The organism is Pseudarthrobacter sp. As-47 (genome assembly GCF_058215595.1).
The window spans coordinates 2,104,465-2,130,958 of record NZ_CM177088.1 but is presented as its reverse complement, the minus strand read 5'-3'; the positions used below and the strand labels follow the sequence as shown (position 1 = coordinate 2,130,958).

19 protein-coding genes and 1 pseudogene are annotated in these 26,494 nt (G+C 65.8%); 8 read left to right on the top strand and 12 right to left on the bottom strand.

The window, feature by feature from the left end; all coding sequences use genetic code 11:
* Window positions 1-33 precede the first annotated feature (33 nt).
* The 4 genes from AC4BCK_RS09845 to AC4BCK_RS09830 all read right to left on the bottom strand — a co-directional run bounded on the left by AC4BCK_RS09845 (window position 34) and on the right by AC4BCK_RS09830 (window position 4,908).
* On the bottom strand, window positions 34-414 hold the full coding sequence (locus AC4BCK_RS09845; RefSeq protein WP_174174594.1) for a GntR family transcriptional regulator: 381 nt from the start codon (window positions 412-414) through the stop codon (window positions 34-36).
* Entirely contained in the window at window positions 411-2,222 is a 1,812-nt protein-coding gene (locus AC4BCK_RS09840) for an ABC transporter ATP-binding protein (RefSeq protein WP_490566872.1), read from the bottom strand. Before AC4BCK_RS09840 ends, AC4BCK_RS09845 begins: the two co-directional genes overlap by 4 nt.
* Window positions 2,219-3,979 (bottom strand): ABC transporter ATP-binding protein, encoded by a 1,761-nt coding sequence (locus tag AC4BCK_RS09835; protein WP_251420155.1) that lies wholly within the window; start codon window positions 3,977-3,979, stop codon window positions 2,219-2,221. Before AC4BCK_RS09835 ends, AC4BCK_RS09840 begins: the two co-directional genes overlap by 4 nt.
* A 149-nt stretch (window positions 3,980-4,128) precedes the next feature.
* Window positions 4,129-4,908: a trans-aconitate 2-methyltransferase gene (locus AC4BCK_RS09830; protein ID WP_400511771.1), complete on the bottom strand. Its 780-nt coding sequence runs from the start codon at window positions 4,906-4,908 to the stop codon at window positions 4,129-4,131.
* Window positions 4,909-5,005: 97 nt separating this feature from the next.
* Between AC4BCK_RS09830 and AC4BCK_RS09825 the strand changes: the two genes are divergently transcribed.
* Genes AC4BCK_RS09825 through AC4BCK_RS09815 form a run of 3 tightly spaced genes read left to right on the top strand, consistent with a single transcriptional unit; the run spans window position 5,006 to window position 9,441 of the window.
* Window positions 5,006-7,549: a DEAD/DEAH box helicase gene (locus tag AC4BCK_RS09825; protein ID WP_364275062.1), complete on the top strand. Its 2,544-nt coding sequence runs from the start codon at window positions 5,006-5,008 to the stop codon at window positions 7,547-7,549.
* 43 nt (window positions 7,550-7,592) lie between these two features.
* Complete coding sequence (locus tag AC4BCK_RS09820; RefSeq protein ID WP_188729824.1) at window positions 7,593-8,093, top strand: GNAT family N-acetyltransferase; 501 nt, start codon at window positions 7,593-7,595, stop codon at window positions 8,091-8,093.
* Window positions 8,086-9,441, top strand: coding sequence for an alpha/beta fold hydrolase (locus tag AC4BCK_RS09815; RefSeq protein ID WP_490566871.1), 1,356 nt, complete (start codon window positions 8,086-8,088; stop codon window positions 9,439-9,441). Before AC4BCK_RS09820 ends, AC4BCK_RS09815 begins: the two co-directional genes overlap by 8 nt.
* Here AC4BCK_RS09815 and AC4BCK_RS09810 read toward each other — a convergent pair.
* From AC4BCK_RS09810 to AC4BCK_RS09790, 5 genes are all read right to left on the bottom strand, one after another.
* Complete coding sequence (locus AC4BCK_RS09810) at window positions 9,427-10,821, bottom strand: MFS transporter (protein ID WP_490566870.1); 1,395 nt, start codon at window positions 10,819-10,821, stop codon at window positions 9,427-9,429. The genes AC4BCK_RS09815 and AC4BCK_RS09810 overlap by 15 nt on opposite strands.
* 105 nt (window positions 10,822-10,926) lie before the next feature.
* Window positions 10,927-11,955: a TerC family protein gene (locus tag AC4BCK_RS09805; RefSeq protein WP_174174606.1), complete on the bottom strand. Its 1,029-nt coding sequence runs from the start codon at window positions 11,953-11,955 to the stop codon at window positions 10,927-10,929.
* Window positions 11,956-12,156: 201 nt separating this feature from the next.
* Window positions 12,157-14,253: an excinuclease ABC subunit UvrB gene (gene uvrB / locus AC4BCK_RS09800; RefSeq protein WP_104187347.1), complete on the bottom strand. Its 2,097-nt coding sequence runs from the start codon at window positions 14,251-14,253 to the stop codon at window positions 12,157-12,159.
* Between the two features lie 80 nt (window positions 14,254-14,333).
* Window positions 14,334-15,548: a dephospho-CoA kinase gene (gene coaE / locus AC4BCK_RS09795; protein ID WP_377087813.1), complete on the bottom strand. Its 1,215-nt coding sequence runs from the start codon at window positions 15,546-15,548 to the stop codon at window positions 14,334-14,336.
* A 270-nt stretch (window positions 15,549-15,818) separates the two neighbouring features.
* Window positions 15,819-16,130: a hypothetical protein gene (locus AC4BCK_RS09790; RefSeq protein WP_251420163.1), complete on the bottom strand. Its 312-nt coding sequence runs from the start codon at window positions 16,128-16,130 to the stop codon at window positions 15,819-15,821.
* A 296-nt stretch (window positions 16,131-16,426) separates the two neighbouring features.
* On the opposite strand from AC4BCK_RS09790, the gene AC4BCK_RS09785 reads away from it, so the two are divergent.
* Complete coding sequence (locus AC4BCK_RS09785) at window positions 16,427-17,116, top strand: IMPACT family protein (RefSeq protein ID WP_310110490.1); 690 nt, start codon at window positions 16,427-16,429, stop codon at window positions 17,114-17,116.
* Window positions 17,100-17,618 carry a GNAT family N-acetyltransferase gene (locus AC4BCK_RS09780; protein WP_174174614.1) on the top strand — a complete coding sequence of 173 codons (519 nt, stop codon included), beginning with the start codon at window positions 17,100-17,102 and terminating at the stop codon, window positions 17,616-17,618. The genes AC4BCK_RS09785 and AC4BCK_RS09780 overlap by 17 nt, the downstream gene beginning before the upstream one ends.
* 116 nt (window positions 17,619-17,734) lie before the next feature.
* On the opposite strand, the gene rpsA is transcribed toward AC4BCK_RS09780, so the two are convergent.
* Together rpsA and AC4BCK_RS09770 are read right to left on the bottom strand one after the other, a co-directional pair.
* A complete protein-coding gene (gene rpsA, locus AC4BCK_RS09775) occupies window positions 17,735-19,213 on the bottom strand; it encodes a 30S ribosomal protein S1 (RefSeq protein ID WP_013600871.1) in 1,479 nt (492 codons plus the stop codon).
* Window positions 19,214-19,446: 233 nt separating this feature from the next.
* Complete coding sequence (locus tag AC4BCK_RS09770; RefSeq protein WP_174174616.1) at window positions 19,447-20,763, bottom strand: GNAT family N-acetyltransferase; 1,317 nt, start codon at window positions 20,761-20,763, stop codon at window positions 19,447-19,449.
* A gap of 321 nt (window positions 20,764-21,084) precedes the next feature.
* Here AC4BCK_RS09770 and AC4BCK_RS09765 point away from each other — a divergent pair.
* Window positions 21,085-22,452, top strand: a pseudogene (locus AC4BCK_RS09765) (APC family permease).
* Between the two features lie 92 nt (window positions 22,453-22,544).
* Here the strand turns inward: AC4BCK_RS09765 and polA are convergent.
* On the bottom strand, window positions 22,545-25,187 hold the full coding sequence (polA, locus tag AC4BCK_RS09760; RefSeq protein ID WP_366278225.1) for a DNA polymerase I: 2,643 nt from the start codon (window positions 25,185-25,187) through the stop codon (window positions 22,545-22,547).
* A 235-nt stretch (window positions 25,188-25,422) separates the two neighbouring features.
* Between polA and AC4BCK_RS09755 the strand changes: the two genes are divergently transcribed.
* Window positions 25,423-25,932 (top strand): hotdog fold thioesterase, encoded by a 510-nt coding sequence (locus AC4BCK_RS09755; RefSeq protein WP_174174620.1) that lies wholly within the window; start codon window positions 25,423-25,425, stop codon window positions 25,930-25,932.
* Between the two features lie 48 nt (window positions 25,933-25,980).
* Window positions 25,981-26,406: a hypothetical protein gene (locus AC4BCK_RS09750; protein ID WP_363935812.1), complete on the top strand. Its 426-nt coding sequence runs from the start codon at window positions 25,981-25,983 to the stop codon at window positions 26,404-26,406.
* The last annotated feature ends 88 nt before the right edge of the window (window positions 26,407-26,494 follow it).

The window sequence follows — 26,494 nt, the reverse complement described above, 5'->3', positions numbered from 1 at the left end:
CGAAAACTTCTTCGAACTTGCACGGTTCCGCCCTCAGGGAACATCGTAGGCCGCGGCCAGCAGCTTCACGGCCTCGGCGAACGTGGCGCCCTGCGCCTTGGCGGCGGCGGCGTAGGCTGCGGCCGCGGCGGAGAGCCCGCCGAGACGTTCATCACGTGCACACACCACCGTGCCGTTCCGGCCGCGGGTCGCCACGATTCCGGCCGCCTCGAGCTCCTTATAGGCCCGGGCCACCGTGTGCGGCGCAACGTCCAGGACCTCGGCCAGGGCGCGGACCGCGGGCAGCCTGGTTCCGGGAGGGAGGGATCCGTTGTCGGCCAGGTGGATGACGTGCAGCCGGAGCTGCTCGTACAACGCCACAGTGCTGGCGGTGTTGGGCCTCCACGTTCCGGGAAAGCCGGCTGCCGGCGTCATATGCCCGCCTCGAGAGCGCCAGTCCGGCCCGTGCCGGCGGAGAACTGGGCGTTGTGCAGCCGGGCGTAATAGCTGTTGGCAGCCAGGAGGCTGTGGTGCGTGCCCTGCTCAACGATGCGTCCATGGTCCATGACCAGAATTAGATCAGCGTTGCGGATGGTGGACAAACGGTGGGCTATGACGAAGCTGGTCCTGCCCTGCCGCAGGCGCTGCATGGCCTGGCGGATCAGGAGCTCGGTCCTGGAGTCAACAGAGCTCGTGGCTTCGTCCAGGATCAGGACCGCCCTGCCGGCCAGTTGCGCGCGGGCGATGGTGAGCAGTTGCCGCTGGCCCTGGCTCAGGGGTTCACCACCGTTTTCCAGGACTGTGTCGTAACCGCAGGGCAACGCCCTCACGAACCTGTCCACGTAACTGGCCTCCGCCGCCGCGGTAATGCAGCTCTCCGTAGCCCCCGGCCGGCCGTAGGCAATGTTTTCCCGGATGGTGCCGGCGAAGAGCCATGCATCCTGCAGCACTACCCCGAACTGCTCCCGGAGCCGGTCCCGGGACATGGCGGCAATGTCCGTCCCCCCCATGGTTATCCGGCCGGAGCCGGGCTCGTAGAACCGCATCAGGAGGTTCACCACTGTGGTCTTGCCCGCCCCCGTGTGCCCCACGATGGCCACCGTCTGGCCGGGCTCCACGAAAAAGGAGAGGTTGTGTACTGCCGGGGCAGATTCCGGATAGCCGAAGGTGACGTCATTGAACTCGATGCGTCCGCCCGGCGGTACCGCTTTGGCCTCCGCGGGTTCCGGAGGATCCTCCTCCGTATCAAGGAGGGCAAAAACGCGCGCGGCGGAGGCCACGCAGGACTGGATAAGGTTCAGCATGCCGCCGATCTGTCCCACTGGCTGGGTGAAAAGCCTGCTGAACTGGATGAAAGCCTGGATCCCGCCGATGGTCATGGCGCCGACGATGACCTGGAGGGCACCCACCACGGCCACGGCGATGTAGTTGAGGTTGGAGATCAGCACCATCAGGGGCTGCACCATACCGGCCGAGTACTGGGCTTTCGTGGCTGCGCGCGCAAGCCTGTCATTGCTCCGGCCGAAAGTCTCTGCGGCCTGGGCCTGGTGCCCGAAGGCCTTGATGACCTCGTGTCCTGAGACAAACTCCTCTACGTGCGCATTCAGCTCGCCGGTCTCCGTCCACTGCCCTGCGAAGTGTGCCTGCGAACGGCGGGCCACGAGAACGGTGATCAGGGTGGACAGCGGCACGGTGGCAATGGCGATCGCTGCGAGCAGGGGCGAGATCCAGAGCATCATGGCCAGGGACCCGCACAGCATCAGGACGGACATGATCAACTGCGTCAGGAGCTGGTTCATGGCCTGGGCAATATTGTCGATGTCGTTCGTGGCACGGCTCAGGACGTCGCCCCGGGACCGTTCCCGGAAATAGGCGGACGGCAGCCGGTGCAGCTTGTCCTCCAGCGCAGCCCGCAGGCCGTACATGAGCCCCTGGACGGAACGGGCCGTCAGCGCGCCCTGGATCCAGTTGAACAGTGAAGCAAGGACATACATCAGGGAAACGCCGGCCAGCAGGAAGCCAAGCCGCCCGTGGTCCAAAGCTCCCTGGAACACCCCTTCCACCACCACGTCCGTGGCGTCGCCCAGGTATTTCGGCGCCGCCACGTTGAGTCCCGCGAAGGCGCACGTGGCCGCCACGGCGCCGAGCATGAAACGCCTGAACGGCCGCAGCCGGCCCAGGAGCCGTCTGGCCGTAGGCCAGAACTTTTCAGCCGCTCCGGGAGCTGCAGCCGGCGGCGTCATGCCGGTCCGTCCAGCGCCAGCTGCGAGTCTGCAATCTCCCGGTAGGTTGACGAAGTTTCCAGCAGCTCCAGGTGCGTACCCTGCGCCACCAGCCGTCCGCCGTCGAGGACCAAAATAAGGTCCGCGTTCTCGACGGCGGAGATCCGTTCCGCCACCACAATCACCGTGGCGTCAGTGAGCCGGGCTGCCAGCGCCTGCCGCAGCCTGGTGTCGGTGTCGTAGTCCAGGGCCGAAAAGCTGTCGTCGAACAGGTAGAGCGGACTCTTGCGGAGAAGGGCCCTCGTGATGCACAGCCGCTGGCGCTGGCCGCCGGAAAGATTCGTTCCGCCCTGGCCCACGGGCGTGGCAAGCCCCAGCGGCAGCTCACGCATGAACCGCATGGTCTGCGCTGCCTCAAGGGCATCCCATAACTCTTCATCCGTGGCATCCGGCGCGGCCATCCGGAGGTTGTCGGCAATGGTGCCCGAAAACAGGTGGGAGTGCTGGGGGACGATCGACATGGCTGCGCGCAGGGTGTCCAGCGGCAGGTCCTTGATGTCCACACCATCCAGGCTGATGGTCCCTGCCGTGGAATCGAGGAACCGGGGAATCAGGTTGAGCAGTGTGGACTTACCACTGCCTGTAGAGCCCACGATGGCCGTGGTGGTTCCCGGCCCGGCAGTGAAGGTGATCTCCGCCAGGACTGGCTCTTCCGCGCCGGGATAGGAAAAACCCACCCGATTGAACTTCACAACACCCTTGGCGTCCTGCAGGAAGCCGCTGCCCGCCGTCCGTGGCCCGGCTCCGGTATCCTGCGGATCGCGTACCGACGGTTCAGTGGTGAGGACCGCTCCGATACGCTCCGCGCAGACTGCTGCCCGCGGCGCCGTCATCAGGACGTACATCGCCATCATGATGGCCAGCAGGATTTGCAGGATATAGGCGATGAAGGCGGCCAGCGCCCCGATGTTCATCAGGCCCGCCTGGATCCGGTGGCCGCCCAGCCACACAACGGCCACGGAAGAAATGTTCACCACGAGCATGATCAGCGGCAGCATTCCTGCCACCAGGAGGGCTGACTGGAGATTGTTGGCCGTCAGGCTGCTGTTGGTCCGCGCGAAGCGCCGGACCTCGTGGTCCTGGCGGACGAAGGCACGGATGACATTGGCTCCCATGATCTGTTCGCGGAGGATGCCGCCGGCGCGGTCCAGGAGGTCCTGGCCCTCGCGGTAGAGGGGAATGAGGCGCCGTACGATGAGGTACATGATCAGCAGGAGCACCGGCACGATGACGATCACCACCGCAGACAGTGCCACGTCCTGCTGGAGGGCAAGGACGATGCCGCCCAGGCCCATTGCCGGTCCCGCTACCAGCATGGTGAACACCAGCACGGAGAAGGCCTGGATCTGCTGGGTGTCATTGGTGGCCCGGGTGGTAAGGCTCTGGGTGCCGAAGGCTGCCACTTCCTGCGAGGACAGTGACTGGATCTTGGTAAAAATTTCGGCCCGAAGCTGGTGTCCGATCCTCATTGCCACCACGGCCGCCAGGTAGCCGGCCGCTATGGCAGCCGCTGCCTGGACGACGGCCACGGCCGCCATGACGGTGCCCAGGCCGGTGATGACCGCATTGTTGCCGGCCACGATCCCGTCGTCGATGATCGCGGCGTTGACCGTAGGCAGCATCAGCGTGGCGGCCGCCTGGACCAACTGGAGAACAACGATGGCAACCACAGGGGCCTTGTGGGCCCCGAGCAGCCGCCTCATCAGTCCGATCAGCAACGTACCTCCACTCAGGTCAGTCAGCCGAGGGGGCAGCCGGCGGTAGCCTCTCCCCCATCAGCCACCCCGTTATTGTAAGCCAGATCACTTTCCACTGTTGTCACACCACGTGACTGCATTGTCGAGGTCCCCAAGCGGCTGGATCCTGGTCATGGGTTCTTGCGGCCCACCGCAAAAATCCTGCGGAAGGGATACACCGTGCCATGCCCGGTCTGTGGGTAGGCCTCCCGGAGCGCTGCTGCGTACTCCGCCTCGAACCGGGCGGCATCAGGCTCGGACAGGGCAGCCAGGACGGGGCGGAGCGCCGTGCCGCGGACCCACTCCAGGACAGCGTCCCTGCCTGGCAGGACCTGCTGGTAGGTGGTCTCCCAGGCATCGGCTGCATACCCGGCGTCGAGAAGGATACGGAGGTAGTCCGCAGGCTCGCCCACCGACTCCCCGCCCCGCAGGACGCCGCCAAGTTGTGGCTCCCACGTCGCCGAGGCAGCCAGCCCGCGCATCAGTGCGTGGGACGGGGCGCTGAAGTTTCCAGGAACCTGCAGGGCGAACCAGGCGCCGGGCCGGAGGGCATCCAGCCACGCACGCATCATCTCCTGGTGGCCCGGCACCCACTGGAGGGCGGCATTGCTCACCACCACATCAGTCTCCGTGGAGGGCTTCCAGCCGGCGATGTCAGCCTGCTCGAAGCGCAGGCCCCCGCCCGCCCCGGTCAGCGCCGCCGCTTTGGCCAGCATCTCGGCAGAGGAGTCGACCCCCACCACGTCCGCGGAGGGCCAGCGCTCCGCCAGCGTCGCTGTCAGGTTTCCCGGTCCGCAGCCAAGGTCCACCACTTGTACCGGACGGTCCGCGTGGACCCTCCCCGTCAGGTCGAAAAAGGGCCGATCCCGGTAATCGCCGAACTGGACGTATTTCGCCGGATCCCATTCCATGTCCATCTCCACGTCTTGAAGCCGTCACGTCTACGGGCGAAGCCTAACCCGGGCCCGGCGGAAACCCGGGCCCGGCCGGGCACTAAGCTGGAAATCAATGAAACTCGTTGATCAGCTGACCCAACTTTCCGCCCCCAGCCTGCCTGCCGGCGTCGACCCCGATGACCTCTATACCCGGTTTGTGGAGTGGACAGAAAGCCGGGGACTTGCCCTGTATCCGGCACAGGACGAGGCCATCATGGAGCTGGCAACCGGGGCCAACGTCATTTTGGCGACGCCCACCGGGTCCGGGAAGTCCCTGGTGGCCATCGCCGCCCACTTCCAGGCCATGGCCCAGGGCCGCCGCAGTTACTACACTGCGCCCATCAAGGCGCTGGTCTCCGAGAAGTTCTTTGCCCTGTGCGACATCTTCGGTGCGGAGAACGTCGGGATGATCACGGGCGATTCCGGCGTGAACCAGGATGCCCCCATCATCTGCTGCACGGCGGAGATCCTGGCCAACACCGCACTCCGCGAAGGGGCGGCCGCGGAGCTGGGGACCGTCATCATGGACGAGTTCCATTTCTACTCCGACCCGCAGCGCGGCTGGGCCTGGCAGGTGCCCCTGCTGGAGCTCCCGCAAGCACAGTTCCTCCTGATGTCTGCCACGCTGGGCGACGTCAGCCGGTTCGAGGAAGGCCTGACGCATCTGACCGGGCGGCCCACCACCACGGTGAGTTCAGCCGAGCGGCCCATTCCGCTGCATTACTACTACCACGAGACGCCGGTCCACGAGACCCTGGAGGAACTGCTCTCCACCAAACAGGTGCCGGTGTACGTGGTGCACTTCAGCCAGATCGAAGCGATCGACCGCGCCCAGACCCTGATGAGCATCAACGTCTGCACCCGCGAGGAAAAGGACGCGATCGCCGAGCTGATCGCGAACTTCCGGTTCGCCGCCGGCTTCGGCAAGACGCTGAACCGGCTGGTCCGCCACGGCATCGGCGTGCACCACGCGGGGATGCTCCCCAAGTACCGCCGGCTGGTGGAACAACTCGCCCAGGCGGGGCTGCTGAAGGTCATTTGCGGCACTGACACCCTGGGGGTGGGCATCAACGTGCCCATCCGCACCGTCCTCCTGACCGCCCTGAGCAAATACGACGGCGTCCGCACCCGCCTGCTTAACTCCCGTGAGTTCCACCAGATTGCGGGCAGGGCCGGCCGGGCCGGGTACGACACCGCCGGGACCGTGGTGGTCCAGGCACCCGAGCACGTGACCGAAAATGTGAAGGCCATGGCCAAGGCCGTCGCCAAATTCGGTGACGACCAGAAGAAGCTCCGCCAGGTGGTCAAGAAGAAGCCGCCGGAGGGGTTCGTAAGCTGGGGCGAACCAACGTTCAAACGGCTCGTCGAATCGGTGCCGGACCCGTTGACATCGAGTTTCACCGTGACCCACGCAATGCTGATGAACCTGATGGAACGCCCCGGCGACCCGTTCGCCGCTGCCCGCCGCCTGCTGACCGAAAACCACGAGTCCAGGTCCTCCCAGCTGCAGCTCATGAAGAAGGCGCTGGGCATATACAGGGAGTTGCTCGCGGCGGAAGTCGTGGAACGGATCCCGGCCGACGAGCAGGGAGCGGATGGCCGCACGGTCCGGCTGACCGTGCACCTCCAGCCGAACTTCGCACTCAACCAGCCGCTGTCCCCCTTCGCACTTGCCGCCCTGGAACTCCTGGACCCGGAGTCGCCGTCGTACGCCCTGGACGTTGTCTCCGTGATCGAGGCGACCCTGGAGAAGCCGCGCCAGATCCTCTCCGCCCAGCAGAAGAAGGCCCGCGGCGAAGCGGTGGCGGCCATGAAGGCGGACGGCATCGACTACGACCAGCGGATGGCCATGCTGGACAGCGTCACCTACCCCCAGCCCCTGGCGGAAATCCTGGGCGAAGCCTTCGAGGTGTACCGGAAGGCCGCGCCTTGGGTGGGGGACTTCGAGCTGGCGCCCAAGTCGGTGGTCCGGGACATGTACGAGCGCGCCATGAACTTCGGCGAGTTCGTCCAGTTCTACGGACTGGCCCGGTCGGAGGGCATCGTCCTGCGGTACCTCGCGGACGCCTTCAAGGCCCTCCGCCAGACTGTGCCGCAGGACATGCTCCGCGATGACCTGGAGGACCTCGTCGCGTGGCTCGGCGAGCTGGTCCGGCAGGTGGACTCCAGCCTCCTGGACGAATGGGAGGAACTTGCGTCCGGCCTGGCACCCACACCGCATGACGCTCCCCCGCCTCCCCCGCCGTCGCTCACGTCCAACATCAGGGCCTTCCGGGTGATGGTCCGCAACGAGATGTTCCGCCGCGTGGAACTCTTTGCTGACGAGGACGCGGCAGCGCTGGGCGAACTCGACGGCGCCGCAGGCTGGAACGCCGAGCGCTGGGAAGACGCCCTGGATGACTACTTCGACGAACACGACGACATCGGAACCGGGCCGGATGCCCGCGGACCGGCACTGCTCATCATCACCGAGGAACGGGACCAGTGGAAGGTACGGCAGATCTTCGACGATCCGGCCGGCAACCACGACTGGGGAATTTCCGCAGAGGTCGACCTGGCCGCCTCCGACGAAACGGGCACCGCCGTGATCAAGGTGACGGAGGTCAACCGGCTCTGAGCGGTCACACGCCGGAGCTGGAACCTGACGGTAAGCTCGAACAATGAGTGTAATCCGCCCCGCAACCCGGCAAGACGTACCCGCGATCCTTCGGATGATCCACGAACTGGCGCACTACGAAAAGGAGCCGGACGCCGTCCGGAACACACCGGAAATGCTCCAGGAAGTGCTGTTCGGCGAGAACCCGCGCGTGTTCGCAGCCATGGCGGAAAACCAGGCAGGGGAAGTCCAGGGTTTCGCACTCTGGTTCCTGAACTATTCCACCTGGGAAGGCGTGCACGGCATCTACCTGGAGGACCTCTACGTCAGCCCGGAGGCCCGCGGCGAAGGGCACGGAAAGGCGCTGCTCCAGCACCTTGCCGCCACCGCAGTAGACAACGGATACGCCAGGGTGGAATGGAGCGTCCTGGACTGGAACGAGCCCTCCATCAACTTCTACCGCAGCCTTGGCGCCAGGCCCATGGACGGCTGGTCCACGTTCCGGCTCACCGGCCAGGCGCTCGAACAGTTCGGCAGTGCCGTCCCGGCCCGCGCCAATGGCTGACGCACGGATGCCGGCTCCGGCCGGCCCGACGGTCCGGGTCCAGCACGAGGTCAGGGCACGGCACGAGTTCCGTGGCATGCGCACCGCTGAACACTTCTTCAGCGTGCCGTTGGACCACTTCGGCGGTTCCCCCGGCGGCGAAACCATCACCGTTTTTGCCCGCGAGTACGTCTCGGCCGCGCACTCCGAGGAACAGGCCGCGGAGCTTCCGTGGCTGCTTTTCCTCCAGGGCGGCCCGGGCGGCCGGGGCAACAGGTTCGGATCCCTGGGCGGCTGGAGCAAGGCGGCCGCGAGGGACTTCCGGATCCTGATGCTGGACCAGCGGGGCACCGGCCTCTCCTCGCCCATTGACCGCACCACGCTTCCGCTGCGCGGACCGGCCGCGGCCCAGGCAGCCTACCTGGAACACTTCCGGGCCGATTCCATCGTGGCCGACGCCGAGCTGGTCCGCGAAGCCCTGGGGGCGGACCCGTGGACGGTGTACGGGCAGAGCTACGGCGGCTTTTGTGCCCTGACCTACCTGTCCTTTGCCCCGCAGGGACTTCGGGAAGTACTGGTCACCGGCGGCCTTGCGCCCCTGGCCGGCCCGGCCGACGACGTCTACCGCGCCACGTTCCAGCGCGTGGCCGCCCGGAACGCCGAGTACTTTGCCTGGTACCCGGAGGACCGTGCCGCGGTTGAGCGGATTGCCCGCCACCTGCGGCACACCACGGAATACCTGCCGGACGGCGGTCCGCTCACCGTGGAGCGCTTCCAGATGGTGGGGGCATTCCTCGGCGGCAACACCAGGGTGGACAGCCTGCACCACCTGCTGGAGGATGCGTTCACGGAAACCGCCGCAGGCCCACGGCTTTCCGACGCCTTCCTGGACCAGGTGCAGGGCATCGTGTCCCGCCGCTCCAATCCCCTCTACGCGCTGATGCACGAGTCCATCTACGGCCAGGGCCAGGCCACCGGCTGGGCGGCCTGGCGCGTCCTGGACGAGTATCCGGAGTTCAAGCCTGACGCGGAGCCGCTGCTCCTGACCGGCGAAATGGTCTATCCCTGGTATTTCGAGCAGGACCCGGCCCTTCAGCCCCTCCGGGAGGTGGCGGAACTGCTGGCCGCCAAAGATGACTGGAAACAGCTCTACGATCGCGGGCAGCTGGCAGCCAACACGGTTCCGGTGGCCGCCGCCGTCTACTCGGACGATATCTATGTGGACCGGAAACTGTCCCTGGAAACGGCGTCCGCCGTCCGCGGGCTGCAGGTGTGGGAGTCGGGGGACTTCCACCATGACGGCATCGCCGACGACGGGGAAGGGATCTTCGCCCGGCTCCTGGGCATGGCACGGTCAGGCGGCCGCTGACTGCCGCCGCCCGGCCATGACGGTCATGAACGCGGCGGCCAGGACAGCTGCGCCCACGGCACCTCCCAGGAGGTTGAGCCCCAGGTAGCCCGTCCAGCTGAGGACCAGGCCGGACACTGCCCCGCCCACGGCGCCGGCAGCACCCATCAGCATGTCGGAAACGCCCTGGACCGCAACCCGCGACTCCTGCGCCACGCTTTCGGCCAGCAGCGTGGAGCCGGACACGGTGGCCGCGGACCAGCCCAGGCCCAGCAGGACCAGGCCCACGGCCACGGCCGCCGTGGATGCCTGGCCGAACCCGGCAACAGCAACGGCCGCAATCAGCAGGGTGAAACCGATCATGATGGTCTGGGCCCTGCCTGCCTTGTCCGTCAGCCAGCCCATTACCGGTGACAGGGCGAACATTCCGGCGATGTGCAGCGAGATGGTGAACCCGATGATCACCAGTACATCACCGGACGCCGTGTGGCCTGCGTGGCTGGCGCCCGGCCCCTCCACCAGTTCCTGCAGGTGCAGGGGCGTCATGGACATCACGCCCACCATCACGGCGTGGGCTCCGACGACGGCGGCCACGGCAAGGAGCGCGGTCCGGGAACGCCGGATGGCGCGCAGGCCCCGGGCCAGTGTCCCGCCGTCGTGCGCGCCCTGTCCGGCAGGGCCGGTGCCTGGACGGCCTGCCAGCCGCGGCGCCGGCGCCTGCTCCACAGCCTGCGTGTCCTGCAAGCCCGTACGGGCCTGCTGCGCGGCCAGTTCCCTGGCGAGCAGCAGCGGGTCCGGCCGAAGCCCAACAAAGAGCAGGGCAGCTGCCAGGAGCAGGCCCGCACCGGAAATCACGAAGGGCCCGGCGACCGGCGGAAGACCCAGGGCCTGGCCCACCACGGTGCCGGGCTGGATCAGATTGGGTCCGGTGACGGCGCCGATGGTGACGGTCCAGACCACCGTTGACAGGGCCAGGCCACGGTGTTCGGGGTCGGCAAGGTCCACTGCCGCGAACCGCGCCTGCAGGCTGGCGGCGCTGCCCACTCCGATGCCGGCGGCCCCCAGCACCAGCAGGACGAAGAGGCCGGACACCACCGCGAGCACCATCAGCACCGCACCCGCCAGGGCCGCGGACAGCCCGGCTACCTGACCGATCCGGCGTCCCCGGCGGTCTGCCAGGGCGGCCAGAGGCAGTGCTGCCAGCGCCGCTCCCAGCGTCATGACCGTGGCCACGGCACCTGCCCAGGCACTGGACCCTGACAGCTCGACGGCGAGGATCGACCCGATGGACACCGTGGCGCCGGTACCAATGCCGCCAAAAACCTGGGCCGTGCCCAGCAGCGCCACGGTGCGCCGCTGCACCTTGCGCACGCCTTGCTCGGTTATCAGGATTGGACCCATGCACCGAGCATAGTCCCCGCTGCGCGGCATGGCGGGGACGGTTTAAAGCAGACAATCCCGGCCGCACGGCGGCCGGGATTGTCTGCTGGTACTGAGAGCAAAGCGCTACTCGGCGTCGCTGTGGCTCTTCCGGATGTCCTCTTCAAGGCGCGGGTCCAGGTGCGCTTCCTTGGCCTTGGAGCTGACCAGGCTGGCGATCACGGCGATCACGATGGTGCCAACGATCACTGCCAGGGACACGAACGTGGGGATTTCGGGAGCCCACTCAATGTGCTGGCCGCCGTTGATGAACGGCAGTTCGTTCACGTGCATCGCATGGAGGACCAGCTTGACCCCGATGAAGGCCAGGATGAAGGACAGCGCGTGCTTCAGGTAGATCAGGCGGTTCATCAGGCCGCCGAGCAGGAAGTACAGCTGGCGCAGGCCCATCAGGGCAAACAGGTTGGCCGTGAACACGATGAACGGGCTCTGGGTGAGGCCGAAGATCGCGGGGATGGAGTCGACAGCGAAGAGCAGGTCCGTGAGGCCGATGGTGATGAACACGATCAGCATCGGGGTGAAGACCTTCTTGCCGTCCACGGTGGTGCGCAGCTTGCCGCCGTCGAACTTCTCCGACATGGGGATGACCTTGCGGATCTTGGCGATGAGCGGGTTTTCCCGGTCTTCTTCGTCTTCGCCCTCGTCCTGGGCCTGCTTCCAGGCAGTCCACAGCAGGAACGCGCCGAAGATGTAGAACACCCAGCTGAACTGCTCAATCACGATGGCGCCGAGCAGGATGAAGATGCCGCGCAGGATCAGGGCGATGATGATGCCCACCATCAGCACTTCCTGCTGGTACTTCCGGGGCACGGAGAAGCGGGCCATGATGATGATGAAGACAAACAGGTTGTCGATGCTGAGGCTGTATTCAGTCACCCAGCCGGCGACGAACTGGCCGCCGTATTCCGGGCCGGTGAAGGCAAACATGGCCCCGGCGAACACCAGGGCGAGGCTGACGTAAAACGCTACCCACAGTCCGGCTTCCTTCATGGAAGGTTCATGGGGACGCCGGACCACCAAAAGAAGGTCGATCAGGAGAATCAGGCCGAGGACGACAAGTGAGCCGACTTCGAACCACACGGGCAATTCGAGCACAGGGTAGCCTTTCGCAGGGTACAGAGATGCGGTGTAAGTCTCTCCGGCCTGCCTGTGCACTTGGTGCTGAATTGGCGGCCCGCTACGCCCGGCCGGGCAACTATGCCCTGCGTGTTGACGATCGTAGCGCTCGGGATACTCCCCTACGTGACCTTAACTGTACCGCAGTCCCCCGGGCTCCCCGTCCCCGTTACCTTTGTGTCAGGCGTGCCCGGCGGCCTGCATCTGCCGCAGCTCCTTCTTCAGCTCGCTCACTTCGTCCCTGATCCTGGCTGCCACCTCGAACTGCAGTTCGGCGGCAGCGCCGTGCATCTGCTCCGTCAGCTGTTCGATCAGCCCCACCAGGTCCTCCGCCGGTGCTGCTGCGAGGCCGTCGGAGCGCACCTGCGCGGCACCCTTGGCCGCGGACTTCCGCTTGCCGCCCTTGGCCAGCCGGCTGTTGTTGAGAAGCTCCTGGGTGTCGGCGTCTTCCTTGGCCAGTTGGTCGGTGATATCGGCAATCTTCTTCCGCAGCGGCTGCGGGTCCACCCCGTGCTCGGTGTTGTAGGCCACCTGGATGGCGCGGCGCCGGTTCGTCTCGTCGATGGCGTGTGCCATGGAGTCCGTGATGCGGTCGGCGTACATGTGCACCTGGCCCGAGACGTTCCGGGCCGCGCGGCCGATGGTCTGGATCAGTGAGGTTGAGGAGCGCAGGAAGCCTTCCTTGTCCGCGTCCAGGATGCTGACCAGGGACACTTCCGGGAGGTCCAGGCCTTCACGCAGCAGGTTGATGCCCACCAGGACGTCGAACTTGCCCATCCGGAGTTCGCGCAGCAGTTCAACGCGCCGGAGGGTGTCCACATCGGAGTGGAGGTACTCCACCTTGATGCCGTGGCCCAGGAGGTAGTCGGTGAGGTCCTCGGCCATCCGTTTGGTCAGGGTGGTCACCAGGATCCGCTCGTCCTTGGCGGTACGGGTTTTGATCTCCCCCAGCAGGTCATCGATCTGGCCCTTGGTGGGCTTGACCACCACCTCGGGATCGATGAGCCCGGTGGGCCGGATGATCTGCTGGACGAACCCGTCGGCCTTGCCGAGCTCGTACTTGCCGGGGGTGGCCGACAGGTAGACGGTCTGGCCGACGCGCTGTAGGAATTCATCCCATTTCAGCGGCCTGTTGTCCATGGCTGAGGGCAGCCGGAAGCCAAAGTCCACCAGGTTGCGCTTGCGGGACATGTCGCCCTCGTACATCGCTCCGATCTGCGGGATTGTCACGTGGGATTCGTCCACCACCAGCAGGAAGTCGTCCGGGAAGTAGTCGAGGAGGCAGTGCGGCGCCGTGCCGGGGGCGCGGCCGTCAATGTGCGAGGAATAGTTTTCGATGCCGTTGCAGAAGCCCATCTGCTGCATCATTTCGAGGTCGTAGTTGGTCCGCATGCGGAGCCGCTGCGCCTCCACCAGCTTGTTCTGGCCCTCCAGCACCTTCAGCCGGTCCGCCAGCTCGTCCTCAATCCGCTTGATGGCCCTGGACATGCGCTCGGGCCCGGCCACGTAATGGGAGGCGGGGAAGACGTACATTTCCTCTTCGTCCCGGATCACCTCGCCGGTGAGCGGGTGGAGCGTGTGGATGTTCTCGATCTCGTCACCGAAGAACTCGATCCGGATAGCCAGTTCCTCGTACATCGGGATGATCTCCACGGTGTCTCCCCGGACCCGGAACGTGCCCCGGTGGAAGTCCATGTCATTGCGGGCGTACTGCATGGACACGAACTTCCGGAGGAGGTCGTCCCGGTTCATTTCCGCGCCCTTGCGGAGCGTGACCATGCCGGCGATGTATTCCTCCGGCGTGCCCAGGCCGTAAATGCAGGACACCGTGGCCACGACGATCACGTCCCGCCGGGTCAGAAGGGCGTTGGTGGCGGAGTGGCGGAGCCTCTCAACTTCCTCGTTGATGGAGGAGTCCTTCTCGATGAAGGTGTCCGTCTGCGCCACATACGCCTCGGGCTGGTAGTAGTCGTAGTAGGAGACGAAGTATTCCACCGCGTTGTTGGGCAGCAGTTCGCGGAATTCGTTGGCCAGCTGTGCCGCGAGGGTCTTGTTCTGGACCATCACCAGGGTGGGGCGCTGGACCTGTTCGATCAGCCAGGCCGTGGTGGCGCTCTTACCGGTACCTGTGGCGCCGAGAAGCACCACGTCCTTCTCGCCGTTCTTGATGCGCTCCGTCAGTTCGGCAATGGCGGCGGGTTGATCGCCCGCGGGCTTGAATTCGCTGATGACCTCAAAGGGCGCCACAACACGGTTGATATCCTGCGCAAGGCTCATGGATCTAATCTACAACCGGGCACCGACACTAAGAGCGCGCGTCCGTTACGGGCGAACAGCTCCGGTCCGCGGCACGGCTTTCAGGACGCGTACGACGGCGGCGCCCACCCGGTCGCGTCGGCCCAGGCGGTCATCAGGGGCCATGCAACGTCCGTGAACCACGGTTCCTTGGCCTCCGCATATGCCCTTGTACCCGCCTGGCCGGCGAAGCGTGCCGCAAGGTCTGCCTTGTGCCCTGCGTAAAGGGTGCGCGCGGAAGGGTTGGCCCGCAGCCAGTCCCGGAACATCAGGGCATAGCGCCATCCGGGTGAGCCGGCAACGCGGACGTGGATGTTGACCGGACGCGCGGGGTCCGCGTTGGCGTGGAACCGTTTCTGCCACTGCCCGGGATCCGGTGCGCCCGGTTTGGGCGTGTCGGACCCGGCACCGGGCACCCGGGGAAACCCGGCTGCCGCCAGCCGGGGTGCGGCAGTGTCTGCTGCGTCCAATCCCGAAACGGCGACCTGCAGGTCTATGACGTCCTTGGCGGCCAGGCCGGGGACGGACGTGGAGCCAATGTGGTCCACCGCCAGGATGAGCCCGTGGGCAGCGGTCTTCAGCCTTGCCGAGATCCGGGCTGCGTCCCTGGCCCATTCCTCCCGATACGGTTCCAGGACAGGTCCGCAGTTCCTCACAGCGCGCGTGCCTGCGGCGAGGTTGCGGGCGAAGGGCACCAGCCGGTCGTCCCAGAGCCCGTCCACCTGGTCCAGCAGGTGCTGCACGCTGCCGGAATTGTCCAGGACGACGTCGGCCGCAGCCAGCCGTTCGTTCCGGGTTGCCTGCGCGGCCATCCGCTGCAGTGCGGCCTCGCGCGTCATCCCGCGGTGCTCCAGCATCCGCCGGAGCCGCACGTCGTCTGGCGCGTCCACTACCACCACCAGATGGAAGTCGCTCCCCTGCCGGGTTTCCACCAGCAAGGGGATGTCCTGCACCACAACGGCATCTTCTGCCGCAGCCGCCACAATGTCGGCGGCCCGTGCACGGACCAATGGGTGGACAATCCCGTTGAGGGCCGCGAGCCGCTCTGGGCTGCCGAACACCAGCGCACCGAGTGTGGGGCGGTCCAACCGGCCGTCGGGGCCAAGGACATCTCCGCCAAACTCCGCCACAACGCGGTCCAGGCCTTCGGTGCCGGGCTCCACCACTTCACGGGCCAACGCATCAGCATCCACAAGCACCGCGCCACGTTCTTCCAGGCGTGCGGCAACCACTGACTTTCCGGAGGCGATGCCGCCCGTCAACCCGATCTTGAGCATCACACCACCCTAATCCCCCAGGCCCGGGTCCAGGCGCGTGTCCTGAAGCTGCCAGCCACCTGGCGGCTGCCTTGGGAAGGGTTTTCGGGGTGCAACACCAGCACCAACGCCCTGCCCGGGGCGACCAGCTGGCTAATTGCCTGGTATCCCTGAACAGGGCGCGGATTTCTGTTACCGGCCCGGCGCGTCAGCAGCCACTCACATCAGCCCTCCTTTCCGCAGACCTAACGGTCGACTGCCGAGCGGCTTGGGATCTGCGAATTCATTCTCCTAATACATGTGGCCCAGGGCATATTGATTGGCCGTGATCCGTGAGCTTGCGCCAAGAAAATCGCCACGCTCCTGCAGGCTGCGGATTTCCTCTTCACTGTAAGGCGCGCCTGCCGGGCCCATTTGCAGTTCGTTTCCGCCATTCGCCGTCGACACAGACGCGTGTGCGGGCGCGGCAATCACTGCTCCTGAAAAACCGGCTGCGGCAACGGTTGCGATGGAAAGGAACACCCTTGTCTTTTTGGCTCCGCCAGAATGCTTGCCATTCCCGGACTCAAGCGCGGCCAGGTGGTTTGTCGTAAATGTGAACAATGTACTGCCCCTTTCTTGCGGTGCCACCCATGATGAATGGCAGGGTTTTCCTGACCGTATTCGGTGCAGGCTTGCGCCGGCTGCGGCGAAGAATCCATTCAGATAAACCAGCGTTGGGTTGCTAATACGTTTCTAAGAAGTGCTTCCGGGCTGGAGTTCCCTGCTGGTCCCGTGTCCTGGTTTTCCAAGAATCCTGCAGACGCCTTAATTGACTCTTAATGCCTTGGCCACGCCGGGGACGCGTTGGCACCCCCTGGCTTGCCGGGCCATGGGACCCTGGGCCTAGACTTGGGCGGGTGCAAGGGGAAGAGAGCAGGGCCACCAGCTACACCACACTGGCCGCGGGCTCCGATTTCCGCCATGAGCTGGAGATCAAGCGTTCCCGGTTCATCACGGTGCTGCGCCGGGCAGACAGCGAGGACGCTGCCCGGGACTTGGTGGCAGGCCTCCGCCGCGAGTTCCACGACGCCCGGCACCACTGCTCGGCGTTCATCATCGGACCCGACCGGGACATCCAGCGCTCCAACGACGACGGCGAACCGTCCGGAACAGCAGGCATTCCCATGCTGGAAGCTTTGGCCAAGAGGGAGACGGCGCCGGGGGCGGCCGACCTCAGCGACGTAAGCGCCGTCGTCGTCCGTTACTTCGGCGGTGTCCTTCTCGGGGCGGGCGGACTGGTGCGGGCATACTCCGAGTCCGTGTCCTCGGCCCTGAACCTCGTGCCGCTGGTCCGCCGCAGCCGCCTGCGGATCTGCTCGGTGGAAGTGCCGCACGCCGCAGCCGGGAAGCTCGAAAACGACCTGCGGACCGCAAACCTGGTGATGGCCGGAACCAGCTACGGAGCCCGGCACACCGTCCTGCAGGTGGCGGTGCCGGACAACGCCGGCGCCATAGCGGACGCCGCGGAGCGGGTGCAGTTGCTGACTGCCGGCAGTGCCTTGCTGGAGGCGAAGGGAACGGAGTGGGTGGATGTCCCCTTCCCCTGAGGTGTCCCTGGTGGACGTGGATGAGGATGTGCTGGACAGGCTCCTTGCTTTGGCTAAACGCGATGCCTCCCCCGATGAGGTGGCTCCCCCGCTGGGCGGACCCGGCTGGAATCCCGAGCGGACGGCCTGGTTCTTCGGGCTTCACCGCGCCGCCGCCTACGGTTTGGACGGCCTCGCCGGGGAGAAGACGTGGGGTATTCTCGCCGATGGCAGCCTCGCCGGATCCATCCGGCTGCGCCGCATCCCGTCCGGCACCGCGGAATCCGGACCCGCCGGAGCGGTGGCCGATACGGGTATCTGGCTTGGCCGGAGCTTTCGGTCCCGGGGCGTTGGCGCCGCCGCGTTGCGCCTGGTGCTGGAGGAGGCGCGAAGGGCGGGACTTTCCCGGGTCACTGCCCGCACCCTTGCGGGAAACGTCGGCGCCCAGCGCATTCTGGCCTCAGCCGGGGCCGTCCTGACGCACGACGACGACGGGACGGTCCGCGCCGTCGTCGAACTTTAAGGCGCGCTGGGTGACGCCCCACGCGCGGTGGCCGGCGTTTGCTTAAAACAACAGACCCCCTGCCTTGTGGCAGGGGGTCTGTTGCTGTGGCCCGGAAAAGCCGGGCCGGGGGGCAATTAGTTGCCGGTCAGCTTCTCGCGCAGAGCGGCGAGAGCCTCGTCGGATGCAAGCGTGCCTGCACCGGCGTTGGACTCAGCAGCCGGCTCCGAGGAGTAGCTGGTGGTGCCGGAATCGCTGTCACCGGACGTTGCAGCAGCAGCGTCGTCGGCAGCGTGCTGGGCAACCTGCTTCTTGTGGGCTTCCCAGCGGGTCTGGGCGTCAGCGTACTGCTGCTCCCAGGCGGCGCGCTGGTTCTCGTAGCCTTCAAGCCACTCGTTGGACTCGGGATCGAAGCCCTCGGGGTACTTGTAGTTGCCCTCTTCGTCGTACTCTGCGGCCATACCGTACAGAGCCGGATCGAATTCGGTGCTGTCGGCGTCGACGCCCTCGTTGGCCTGCTTGAGGGACAGCGAGATGCGGCGGCGTTCCAGGTCGATGTCGATGACCTTGACGAACAGCTCGTCGCCAACGGAGACAACCTGCTCGGCCAGCTCCACGTGGCGGACAGCCAGCTCGGAGATGTGGACCAGGCCTTCGATGCCGTCTTCGACGCGGACGAACGCACCGAACGGAACCAGCTTGGTGACCTTACCCGGAACAACCTGGCCGAGGGCGTGGGTGCGGGCGAAGGTCTGCCACGGATCTTCCTGCGTAGCCTTGAGCGACAGGGAAACGCGCTCGCGGTCCAGGTCGACCTCAAGAACCTCGACGGTGACTTCCTGGCCAACTTCGACGACCTCGGACGGGTGGTCGATGTGCTTCCAGGACAGCTCGGAAACGTGAACCAGGCCGTCTACGCCGCCCAGGTCCACGAAGGCACCGAAGTTAACGATGGAGGAAACGACGCCGGGACGGACCTGGCCCTTTTCCAGCTTGTTGAGGAACGTGGAGCGGACCTCGGACTGGGTCTGCTCGAGCCATGCACGGCGGGACAGAACAACGTTGTTGCGGTTCTTGTCCAGCTCGATGATCTTGGCTTCGATCTGCTGGCCGATGTACGGAGCCAGGTCGCGCACACGGCGCATCTCGACGAGGGATGCGGGCAGGAAGCCGCGCAGGCCGATGTCGAGGATAAGACCACCCTTGACGACCTCGATGACGGTACCGGTGACAACACCGTCTTCTTCCTTGACCTTCTCGATGTCGCCCCAGGCACGCTCGTACTGAGCGCGCTTCTTGGAGAGGATCAGGCGGCCTTCTTTGTCTTCCTTGGTGAGCACCAGGGCTTCGACCTGATCGCCAACGGAGACGACGTCTCCGGGATCAACGTCGTGCTTGATGGACAGCTCGCGGGAGGGGATGACACCTTCGGTCTTGTAACCGATGTCGAGCAGGACTTCATCGCGGTCGACCTTGACGACGGTACCTTCGACGAGGTCTCCGTCGTTGAAGTACTTAATGGTGGCGTCGACTGCTGCGAGGAAGTCCTCAGCGGTACCGATGTCGTTAATGGCGACTACGGGGGTACCGGGCTTCTCGGTGGAGGTGATGGTCATGTAGTAGGGGCTCCGTTGTGGATAGTTAGTCGGTCAGGCAAACCGGCGCGCCCGCGTTATGGAACGCAGGCGCGATTCGCGGTGAATCCGACGGATCCTCCGGGTCATCCTGATTTTTTGTGGATTACTGTGGCATGGACTGCAAAGGCACACGCAGTACACGCCCGTTTATTCTAGTCGCTGCCCGTAACAGGGGTCAAAGCGGCGCCCCTGCGTGAGCCCGTCCCTGCGGCTCAGAAGTGGGTGAGGCAGTGCGTTGCCCGTTCCACCGCGAACATCTGCCGTGCTTTCAGGGTGGCGCCGGGGGTGTTTTCGGTGATCCGCCCTGCCGCGGCCAGCGTGACAGGACACACCCCGCCCAGGTAGATCGAGGACAGGGCGGAGACATCCAGAGCCAGGTCCGCCTGGGCGGTGTCCGGCAGGCGCTCGACGGCGGCCTGGCCGCCGTCGACGTCCAGGGCGTACTTCCCTGCCGTCAGGCCGAGCGGGTCCGCAATGCCGAAAACAAGCCGGCCATCCGCCGGGTAGTGCCGGGCTTCCAGCGCCTTGCGGGCGTCGAGGATGCGGAGCCACAGCATGTCCCGGCTGTCCGACGAATCGATGCAGCGAGGATCGTCGAGTGCCCATGCCAGGGGGTCGTCAACCGGCGCCTCGTCCCATGAAACGCGTTCCACGAGGTCGATGGCGCCAAGGAACTGCCACAGTTCCAGGTAGGCGTCATGGCCCGCCGCCACGAGGTCCACGACCTCCACGGTGTAGGGCTCCGTGTCCCAGCCCAGGAACTTGTAGGAGACGTAGCCGTCAATGTCGCCGCCCGGGCCGTAGTGGAGCGCGACTTTGATTGCCGGGTCCTCCTTGCCGTCACGGCCCAGGGACCCTGAGGCCAACTGTCGGTACCAGTCCTGCCTCCCCATGGACCCGGGGGTAAGCCGGTGCACCCGCTCGAAGACCTCCGGGGCCAGGCGCAGCAGCGCTTTGGGATCGGCAACCTCGACGCTTCCGGCAGGCAGGTGGCGGAGGTTGAAGCGCGCAGTGGTGTCCACCTTGACGGAGCGCTCAAAGCTGGCCACGCCGTACCCGAAGCGGCCGTAGATGGTGCCTTCCGAGGCGGTAAGGGCGGCCATGGCGATGCCGTCATCCTTGGCGAGGCGCAGGTCCTCGCTCATCATCGCCCGCAGGAGGCCCCGCCGCCGGTGCGACGTGCGCACCGTCACCGATGTGACCATCTGGGATTCGAGCATCCGGCCAAATCCGATATTGAGGGTCTTGCGGAAGGTGGCGAAGGTGGCCACCGGCACCGTTGCCGGCAGGGAGGACGGCGCCACCGCCCCAGTCTGGTAGACGCCGGTGAGCACCCGGCGGTCGGCTTCGTACGTGGCGAGCGATTTTGCCACGTGCTCCGGAGTCCTGGTGGATTCATGGAATCCGAAGGACACAGCACGGGACCAGGCTTCCGCCTCCGCGTACCCGTCCTTGCCCTCGGAGACTGCGCCAAAGCGCCGGATTTCATAGTTGCCACTCAGTTCTGCCACGGATACGAGCCTAGTCATGGCCGGCGGCCTTCACCAGTCACCCACGCGCCACGGCCGCAGCACCGCCGCAGGCACCCGCCATCGGGATCCTGTTCAACTTCGGCCGCAGCATCCTGGGCCAATGTGCAGTGCGCTGCCAGCCCAGTGGGTCTAAGTTGGAGCAGGACGTGACGTGCTTCACAGGCGTGGGACACGCGGTCTGGACCCACGTGACATTTCTGCCCGCAGTACCTGACCCTAGCGAGGACACATGCAAGTTTCTCAAGCAGAACAAACACCGGACGCATCCCTGCTGAAAGTCCGGGCAACTGGGATGCCCTGGCGCTCGGATTCGGAGCCATGATCGGCTTCGGCTGGGTGGTCCTCACCGGCGGCTGGATCGCGTCAGCCGGGACCATGGGGGCCGTCCTGGCCATGATCACCGGTGGCGCCATCATGGGCGTGGTGGGTCTCACCTACGCCGAGCTGACCGCGGCCATGCCGAAGGCGGGTGGTGAACACAACTTCCTGCTCCGCGGAATGGGCCCACGGTGGTCCTTCATCGGCTCCTGGGCCATCACCGGCGGGTATATCACCATCGTTGCCTTTGAGGCCGTGGCGCTGCCCCGGACTGCGCAATAACTCTTCCCGAACCTCAGCCAGATCCCCCTGTGGGAAGTGGCCGGCTATCAGGTGCACCTGACCTGGGCGCTGGTGGGGGCTGTCGCAGCGGTCGTGATCACCGGAATCAACATCCTCGGGGTGAAGCTTGCCGGTGTTGCCCAGACGTTCGTTGTGGTTTTCCTGCTGGTCATTGGCCTGATGCTGGTGTTCGGTTCCTTCGTTGGAGGTTCGGCGACGAACATGGAGCCCTTCTTCACGGGCGGCCTGAACGGCTACTTCGCCGTCCTGGTGGTGGTTCCGTTCCTGTTCGTGGGCTTCGACGTCATCCCGCAGTCAGCCGAAGAAGTGGACATTCCGGCACGGCAGATAGGCAGGCTCGTCGTCGTCGCCGTCATCCTCGCAACGATCTGGTACGTCATGACGGTCCTGACCACGTCCTCGGCGATGCCCGCGGGCGAGATAGCACAGGCGGACATTGCAACAGCCGATGCCATGGGTGCGCTGTTCGGCAGTGACGTGATGGCCAAGATCCTGATTGCCGGTGGAATCGCGGGAATCCTGACCTCCTGGAACTCGCTGCTCCTGGGTGCCTCGCGCCTGATGTTCTCGATGGCACGGTCCGGGATGCTGCCCGCGTGGTTCGCCAAACTGCATCCGAAGTACCGCACGCCGGTCAACGCGCTCCTGTTCATCGGCGTGCTGTCCTTTGTTGCGCCGTTCTTCGGCGTATCGATGCTCGGCTGGCTTGTGGATTCGGGAGCGCCCAGCATCGTTATCGCCTACATCCTGGTCTCTGTGGTGTTCGTGATCCTGCGCCGGCGCGAGCCCGGGATGGACCGCCCGCTCCGCGTGGGCGGCCAGGGCAACGGCGGCATCATGATCGGCGTTGCCGCGGTGGTTCTCTGCCTGGGACTGCTTAGCCTCTACATGCCGGGCATGCCCGCAGCCCTCACCCCGCCGCCGTGGATCCTGTTCGGCCTCTGGTGGATGCTCGGAGCGGTCCTGCTGTTCCGCATCCCGGCCGGCATCGCTCCCGGCGAGGACGCTGAGCACGACCTGCTGGAGCGGCTGAGGCAGCGGCGGGAGGCAACAAGGAACAGCTGACGGCAGGCCCTGCCCTGCGGCAGGGCCTTGCTGACAACGTGAAAGAGGTGGGACGGTTGTCCGTCCCACCTCTTTTTGCCTTGCGCGTGGGCTTAGTGCCCGGCGTCGTACCAGCTGGGTCCGACGCCGATCTGGACCTCAAGCGGAACGCTCAGGTCCGCCGCGGCAGCCATCTGCTCGGTGACCAGTTTCTCCACGGCGGCGCGTTCGCCGGTGGCGACTTCCAGGACGAGTTCGTCATGGACCTGCAGCAGCATCCGTGACTTCAGCCCCTGGGCCTTCAGTTCAGCGTGGACACCGAGCATGGCACGCTTGATGATGTCCGCCGCCGAGCCCTGGATGGGGCTGTTCAGTGCGATGCGTTCGGCGTTTTCGCGCAGCTGCCTGTCCGTGCTGGTCAGGTCCGGCAGGTACCGCCGGCGTCCCTCGATGGTGGCCGTGTAGCCGTCCACGCGGGCCTGGTCGACGACGCCGCGAAGGTAGTCGCGGACGGCGCCGAACCGGTCGAAGTAGTCCTTCATGAGGGTCCGTGCTTCATCGACGGAGATCTCCAGCTGCTTGGACAGGCCGAAGGACGTCAGGCCGTAGGCCAGGCCATAGGACATGGCCTTCACCTTCGAGCGCATGGCGCTGGTGACCTCTTCGGTGGGCACGCGGAAGATGTTCGAGCCGACGAACCGGTGCAGGTCCTCGCCGTCCTTGTAGGCCTGGATGAGGCCCTGGTCGCCGGACAGGTGCGCCATGATGCGCATCTCAATCTGCGAGTAGTCTGCGGACAGCAGGCATTCGTAACCCTCCCCCACCACGAAGATGCCCCGAACGCGACGGCCTTCCTCGCTGCGGATGGGGATGTTCTGCAGGTTGGGGTTGTTGGAGGAGATCCGGCCCGTTGCTGCCACGTTCTGCGCGTACGTGGTGTGGATGCGGCCGTCCTCTGCCACCGATTTCTTCAGGGATTCAAGCATCTGGCGCAGCTTGGCGGCCTCGCGGTGGGCCATCAGCTGCACCAGGAACTCGTGCCCGGTCTTTTCCAGCAGGTTCTTCAGCGAGGCCGCGTCCGTGGTGTAGCCCGACTTGATCTTCTTGGTCTTGGGCAGCTGGAGTTCCTCGAACAGGACAGTCTGGAGCTGCTTGGGCGAGCCCAGGTTGACCTCGTGGCCGATCGCCGCAAAGGCCTGCTCCTGCGCCTGGTCGATGACCCTGGCAAGGTCGGCGAGCTGGTCGTCCATGCGTGCCATGTCGATGCCGATGCCGGCGAGTTCCATGTCCGCAAGGACCCGGCTGACGGGCAGCTCCAGCGTGGACAGGAGTTCCTCGGCCCGGCGCTCCTTCAGTTCCGATTCGAAGTAGCTGCTGAGGGCAAGGACGACGGCGGCGGCCTGGACCAGCGCGTCGGCGGCGGCATCGTCCTCGCCGTCGAAGGAGAGCTCCAGCTGCCCTGCCTTGGCTGTTGCGCCAGGGATACCCACGTTCAGGTGGTGCTGGGCCAGCTCGGCGAGTTCATAGGTGCGCCGGTCGGGCTGGATGAGGTAGCCGGAGATGGAGGTATCGTCCACGACGCCGTCCAGCTCCAGCCCACGGGAACTCAGGGCTTTGAGGGCGGCCTTGAAGCCGTGCATGACTTTCGGAGCGCCGGGGTCGCGCAGCCAGGCAGCCAGGACGTTCTCCGTCTCGGCATCCTGTCCGGACAGGTCAATGTAGGCGGCGGCGCCGTTCCGTACGATGGCCAGCGCTGCGGCGTCCTCGCCGATGCGGCCGGGGATGAGGTCTACCGCGAGGGCGGAGCGTTGTCCGGCGCCCGCGGCCAGGAACGCGGACAGTTCCGCGGCGTCACCCGGGGTGACGTACTCGGGAGTGTCGATGCTCTCCCGCTCGGCGGCCGGCTTGTCCTCATCGCCGTACAGCGCGAAGAGCCTGTTGCGGATGGTCTTGAATTCAAGTTTGTCGAAGAGGTCCTCGAGTGCTGCCTGGTCAGGGCGCGGCTGGTACAGGTCATCGAGTGTGACGGGGAGTTCAAGGTCCGTGTGGAGCTGGTTCAGCCGGCGGTTCCGCTTCACGGCGTCGACGTTCTCGCGCAGCGCGTCGCCCACCTTGCCGCCAATGGAATCCAGGTGTTCCAGGACGCCCTCGAGTCCCCCGTAGAGGTTGATCCACTTGGCTGCGGTCTTCGGTCCGACGCCGGGCACGCCCGGGAGGTTGTCCGCGGTTTCGCCCACCAGTGCGGCGAGGTCGGAGTACCTGCCGGGGCTGACGAAGTACTTTGCCTCGATGGCGGCGGCATCCATCCGCGGAATATCGCTGACGCCCTTTTTGGGGTACAGCACAAAGACGTTGTCCGTGATGAGCTGGAATGCGTCCCGGTCCCCCGACACCAGCAGTACCTCGTACCCGGCCTTTTCACCCATGGCGGCGAGGGTGGCCAGGATGTCATCAGCCTCATAACCGGGCATTTTGATGGTCTTGATGCCCCAGGCCTCCATGACCTGCCCAATGAGGTCAATCTGGTTGTTCATCTCCCGGGGGGTTTCGTTCCGGCCACCCTTGTATTCGCTGTACTCGGTCTTGCGGTGGGTGGACTCGTCGGAGACGTCGAAGGCCACGGCGATGTGGGTTGGCTGCTGCTCCTTGATGAGGTTGATCAGCATGGAGGTGAATCCGTGGATGGCGTTAGTGTGCTGCCCGTTGGTGGTTGAGAACTTGTCCGCAGGCAGCGCGAAAAAAGCGCGGAAGGCCATGGAGTGGCCGTCCAGGACGAGCAGCCGCGGCTGGCCGGTCATGGGGACTACGGGGGCGGCGGTCGCTGAAACGGACCCGCCGGCCGGGACCCCAACGTTGTCCTGACCTGCACCTTCCCCGACTGCAGCGTCCTGGAGGGCGATCGAGCCCTGCGGGGCGTTGTCCTCCTGCAGGGTTTGGGACGGGAAAGGGGCCGGTTTGGTTGTTTCACTCACAGGTGCCAGCCTAGTTGCCATGATGGACAATTTCACGCCCGGCCCCTTCGCCGAAGAGCTTTCCGCCGCCGGCATCCCTGAGCACCTGCATGCCTGGCTTGGGCAGTTCGGGATCGGCGCCCTGGTGGTGAAAATGGGGATCCGGTTCCAGGAGATGAGCCCCGGGCGCAGCGTTGCCACCATGCCGGTGGAGGGCAACACGCAGGTCGCGGGAATCCTGCACGGCGGGGCGCACGTGGTGCTCGCCGAAACACTGGGATCCTTCGCCGCCGGGATGCATGCCGGGCCGGGCCGCCATGCGGTGGGCATCGAGGTCAACGCCACCCATCACCGCTCCATCTCCACCGGAACCGTGACGGGAACGTGCACAGCCATCCATCTGGGCCGGACCCTGGCCACCCATGAGATCGTGATGACAGACGAGCAGGGCAGGCGGCTGTCCACGGCACGCATCACCAATATGATCCGGGACAACATCCCCGAGCCCCGTCCAAAAGCGGCGGGTCAGTCCGTTGCAGGGGACGACTAAGGACGGCTGACAGTGACGATGCACACGGAGGCCCCTTAACCTGAACGCATGCGCAGGATCAGCGGAACCTGGATTGCCGGTGTCTCTTTGCTGCTGACCGCGTGTTCCGCTGCACCTGCGTCAGTTGCTGAATCTGAGCACGCGGGCGGGCTCCCAGCTCAGGCAATCACTGCCAAGCCAGACTCCTCCGGCCGGGATCTTGCATACCCTTTTCCGACGGCAGGCTGGCTGGACGACGGCGCCAGGTTCGCCATTGTGCTGGCCGGCAGTTCGAGCTGCCCTGCGTTTCCGTCCTCCATCGACGTTGCCGATCCTCACACCATTAAACTGGGCCTCGACACCCGCGGCGGACCCAACTGCACAGCCGACATGGCGCCGCGCACCTACATCATCAGGACTCCAACCGGGATAGACAGTTCGGGTCAGGTAACACTCCTGTTTGGCGAAACTACCGTGGCGCTGCCGCCGCTATAGAGCCCACCGGCTCCCGACCCCTGGCTCCCGGCTCCCGGCTCAATCAGGGTCCGCCAGGGTCACCTGGGCGCCAGCAGGCGGGGCAGGA

Excerpts from the sequence above, each read along its gene's own strand:
- AC4BCK_RS09845 (WP_174174594.1), bottom strand. The coding sequence starts at position 414 with ATGACGCCGGCAGCCGGCTTTCCCGGAACGTGGAGGCCCAACACCGCC.
- AC4BCK_RS09840 (WP_490566872.1), bottom strand. The coding sequence starts at position 2,222 with ATGACGCCGCCGGCTGCAGCTCCCGGAGCGGCTGAAAAGTTCTGGCCT.
- AC4BCK_RS09830 (WP_400511771.1), bottom strand. The coding sequence starts at position 4,908 with ATGGAATGGGATCCGGCGAAATACGTCCAGTTCGGCGATTACCGGGAT.
- AC4BCK_RS09825 (WP_364275062.1), top strand. The coding sequence starts at position 5,006 with ATGAAACTCGTTGATCAGCTGACCCAACTTTCCGCCCCCAGCCTGCCT.
- AC4BCK_RS09820 (WP_188729824.1), top strand. The coding sequence starts at position 7,593 with ATGAGTGTAATCCGCCCCGCAACCCGGCAAGACGTACCCGCGATCCTT.
- AC4BCK_RS09815 (WP_490566871.1), top strand. The coding sequence starts at position 8,086 with ATGGCTGACGCACGGATGCCGGCTCCGGCCGGCCCGACGGTCCGGGTC.
- AC4BCK_RS09810 (WP_490566870.1), bottom strand. The coding sequence starts at position 10,821 with ATGGGTCCAATCCTGATAACCGAGCAAGGCGTGCGCAAGGTGCAGCGG.
- uvrB (WP_104187347.1), bottom strand. The coding sequence starts at position 14,253 with ATGAGCCTTGCGCAGGATATCAACCGTGTTGTGGCGCCCTTTGAGGTC.
- coaE (WP_377087813.1), bottom strand. The coding sequence starts at position 15,548 with ATGCTCAAGATCGGGTTGACGGGCGGCATCGCCTCCGGAAAGTCAGTG.
- AC4BCK_RS09780 (WP_174174614.1), top strand. The coding sequence starts at position 17,100 with ATGTCCCCTTCCCCTGAGGTGTCCCTGGTGGACGTGGATGAGGATGTG.
- rpsA (WP_013600871.1), bottom strand. The coding sequence starts at position 19,213 with ATGACCATCACCTCCACCGAGAAGCCCGGTACCCCCGTAGTCGCCATT.
- AC4BCK_RS09770 (WP_174174616.1), bottom strand. The coding sequence starts at position 20,763 with ATGACTAGGCTCGTATCCGTGGCAGAACTGAGTGGCAACTATGAAATC.
- polA (WP_366278225.1), bottom strand. The coding sequence starts at position 25,187 with ATGGCCTTCCGCGCTTTTTTCGCGCTGCCTGCGGACAAGTTCTCAACC.
- AC4BCK_RS09755 (WP_174174620.1), top strand. The coding sequence starts at position 25,423 with ATGATGGACAATTTCACGCCCGGCCCCTTCGCCGAAGAGCTTTCCGCC.
- AC4BCK_RS09750 (WP_363935812.1), top strand. The coding sequence starts at position 25,981 with ATGCGCAGGATCAGCGGAACCTGGATTGCCGGTGTCTCTTTGCTGCTG.